Here is a 3,234-nt window from a genome sequence, read left to right as displayed (position 1 = left end):
CCCGCAAGAATATCCAATACGCCATCCTGTCATAGAGTATGTTTTGCTAACACCGTTTATTACAATTGTTTTGTCTCTTATTTCTTTTGAAAGGCTCGCAATGCTTACAGGCTTGTAGCCATCGTATACAATAGATTCATACATTTCATCTGATATTATCCAGAAATCATTTTTAAGCGCAAGTTCTGCTAAAAATTCTAAATCTTTCTTTTCAAAAACACCGCCTGTTGGATTTGAAGGGTTGTTTAATATAATAGCTTTGGTTTTTGGTGTTATAGCTTTTAAGAGTTGCTCTTGAGTGGGTACAAAACCAGTTTTATCGCTAGCTTTTATAACAACAGGTACAGCATTTGCATATTTTACTATTGCTTCGTATGTTACCCAATAAGGACTTATTATTATAACTTCGTCACCTTCTTCAAACAATACTTGAGACAAATTAAATAAATTTTGTTTACCTCCAGCAGATACGCAGATTTCGTTTCTTTTATATTCCACACCGTTAACTTTCTTTTCTTTTTCAATAATAGCATCTTTTAGTTCATTTATTCCACCTGCTGCGGTATATTTTGTAAAACCATCCCTGATAGCTTTAATAGCTGCTTCTTTAATATTATCTGGTGTATCAAAATCAGGCTCTCCTGCGCCAAACGACAAAATTTTAATCCCAGAAGCATTCATTTCTTTGGCTTTGGCTGTAATAGCAATTGTAATGGATTCCTCAATCCTTCCGATGCGCTCAGCAAGTTTTTTCTTCATTTTTCCCCCTTAAATTTTTTTTTCATATGTTCAATAACTATTGGTGACACAAATGCACTTACATCTCCACCATTTACAAAAACATCCTTTACTATAGTTGAGCTTAAAAAGGAATACTTGATGTAAGGCATAAAATAAATTATCTCAATTTCTGGTGCAAGAGAACGGTTCATAAAAGCCATTTCCATTTCGTACTCAAAATCGGAAACAGCTCTAAGACCTCTAACTATAACTTGAGCCCCTTTAGATTTAGCAAAATCAACAAGCAAACCATCAACTTTTTCAACACTTATAGACGCTACATTTAATGATTCAATAACCTGTTTTGTTAATTCAAATCTTTCTTCAAAATCAAAAAAAGATTTTTTAGCAGTATTTTTTGCAACGCCAACTATTACTTTATGAAAAATTTTAGATGCTCTCTTAATAATATCTATGTGACCATTTGTTATAGGATCAAAACTACCGGGCACAATAGCCACAACACAACACTTATCCATATTACCTCAAATAATTTAATATACTATTGCCAAATTGTTTTATTTTAAAAACACGTTCATTTTCTACCATTTTGTTACTTTCTACGCAAACTATAGCATCTTTTTTTATCTTTTTCAATAAAAAAACCACCAAATCGTCTATTTTTAATGAATAAGGGGCATCTACATAAATAATATCAGCATTTTCAACGACATTTAAATTCAAAAAATTAAAAACATCCATACGGTAAATTTCAAATTTATCACTACTTATATTTAAATTTTGCACGTTTTTTTTTATAAATGTATCATCTCTATCAACAAAAAAAACTTTTTTTGCGCCTCTTGAAACAGCTTCTATACCAATAAAACCATTACCAGCAAACAAATCAACAAAAACTGCATCATGTATAATGGGGCAAATAGTATCGAAAAAAGATTTTTTTACTATTTGTTTGGTAGGTCTTATTTGTTTTGTTTTTCTAAATTCCAATGGCCTGTTTTTGTAAATGCCAGCTATCACTCTCATAACAAAACCTAAGAATATCATTTTTATTTACATTGTCAACGCTTTTAATATACACAATTTCACCTGGATGGGCTATTTGCTTGACACTCAGATCGTTTGTATACATTTCATTAATGCTTACTGTTATGTTATCGTTTGGTGTTACAAATTCAAACGATCCAGCCTCAAACCTGTTTTTTACAAGAAGTTTTAATTTATCACCAATACGGTCAAGCACAAGTGCAACATAAGTGCAAGGTTTTAGATATGCACTGCTTTTTAGATATTGTTTGGGTTTTCCAAGAAAAAAACCAAAACTGTATGGTCTGTGGCTTACAGTTTTTAATTGCTCATATAAGGACAATACATGTTTTTTAAAGGTACCTTCATAGTAGCTATCTATTGCTTTTCTGTATGACTTTGTGGTAAGGCCAGCATAGTATTCACTTTTATTTCTGCCTTCAATTTTTAGGGATTTTACGCCAGTTTCTATAATCCTATCTAAAATTGGTAAAGCACACAAATCGTAAGAATTAAATATAAACGAGCCTTCTTTATGTACTTCTAAAAAAAAGGGTATATTTTTCCTTGTGTCTTCAAAAATTGTATATTTCCACCTGCAGCTTTGTGCACAATCGCCTTTATTTGCACTTCTACCCGTCAGGTAAGAACTAATAAAACATCTTCCAGAGTAAGCCATACACATTGCACCATGAATAAAAACCTCAACATCAAGGCTTGCATTTTTAACAAAAATACCTAAATCAGCTAAAGTAAGCTCTCTTGCTGCTATAATGCGCTCTACATTAAATTGTTTTAAAAAATTTGCAGCGTATGAGTTTGTGATGTTTGCCTGAGTGCTTATATGTATAGGAATCTTTGTTTCCTGCAAAAAGCTCAATACACCAAAATCACTAACTATTAAAGCATCTGGAGGGTAATTTTTCAAAAAAGACAAAAAATCCTTTAATTTATCAAAATCTTTGTCAAATAAATAGGAGTTTAAAGTTAGGTAAATTTTTCTATTGGTTTTTTTTGTGTACTCTATGGCTTCTTTTAACTCTTTTAAAGTGAAATTTCCAGCGCGAGAGCGCAAACCAAAATCTTCAAAACTACAATAAACTGCATCTGCACCAAAATGTATAGCAGTTTTTAATTTCTGAAAATTTCCCGCGGGGCTTAATAATTCAACCATATTCAGGCAATCCTGAGTAAAACACTACCTGCTAAAATTAGCACAAGACCTAAAATTTCAACTAAATTGATTTTTTCGTGGAAAATTGTAAGATCAATCAACGTTATTCCAACAATACCTACACCAGACCACACAGCATACATTATAGCTAATTTTAAATATTTTGTAGCCATCGTGGCAAATATAAAACTTACAGCATAACAAACAAACAAAGCCACGGAAGGAAAAAGTTTGGTAAGACCATTTGACAAACGCATGGATGTTGTACCACAAATTTCAAACAAAACGGCAAA

General features: G+C 31.9%; 5 protein-coding genes. All 5 read right to left on the bottom strand.

Going from position 1 to position 3,234, the window contains the following annotated elements; genetic code table 11:
* The coding region (locus Q0C22_RS04140; protein ID WP_291491725.1) for a pyridoxal phosphate-dependent aminotransferase at positions 1 to 759 on the bottom strand (759 nt) is incomplete at its 3' end.
* The gene (gene coaD / locus Q0C22_RS04135) at positions 756 to 1,259 is read right to left on the bottom strand and encodes a pantetheine-phosphate adenylyltransferase (protein ID WP_291491716.1); all 504 of its coding nucleotides are present in this window, start codon (positions 1,257 to 1,259) and stop codon (positions 756 to 758) included. The genes coaD and Q0C22_RS04140, both read right to left, overlap by 4 nt.
* A gap of 1 nt (position 1,260) precedes the next feature.
* Positions 1,261 to 1,767: an RsmD family RNA methyltransferase gene (locus tag Q0C22_RS04130; protein ID WP_291491695.1), complete on the bottom strand. Its 507-nt coding sequence runs from the start codon at positions 1,765 to 1,767 to the stop codon at positions 1,261 to 1,263.
* Entirely contained in the window at positions 1,721 to 2,941 is a 1,221-nt protein-coding gene (locus Q0C22_RS04125) for a U32 family peptidase (RefSeq protein WP_291491688.1), read from the bottom strand. Before Q0C22_RS04125 ends, Q0C22_RS04130 begins: the two co-directional genes overlap by 47 nt.
* Positions 2,942 to 2,943: 2 nt before the next feature.
* Positions 2,944 to 3,234: multidrug efflux SMR transporter (locus Q0C22_RS04120; RefSeq protein WP_291491681.1), on the bottom strand; the 291-nt coding region annotated here is incomplete at its 5' end.

Origin of the sequence: Desulfurella sp., assembly GCF_023256235.1 — a bacterium.
Classification (GTDB): Bacteria; Campylobacterota_A; Desulfurellia; order Desulfurellales; family Desulfurellaceae; genus Desulfurella.
This window is presented reverse-complemented; position numbering and strand designations above follow the sequence as displayed.

Excerpts from the sequence above, each read along its gene's own strand:
- coaD (WP_291491716.1), bottom strand. The coding sequence starts at position 1,259 with ATGGATAAGTGTTGTGTTGTGGCTATTGTGCCCGGTAGTTTTGATCCT.
- Q0C22_RS04130 (WP_291491695.1), bottom strand. The coding sequence starts at position 1,767 with ATGAGAGTGATAGCTGGCATTTACAAAAACAGGCCATTGGAATTTAGA.
- Q0C22_RS04125 (WP_291491688.1), bottom strand. The coding sequence starts at position 2,941 with ATGGTTGAATTATTAAGCCCCGCGGGAAATTTTCAGAAATTAAAAACT.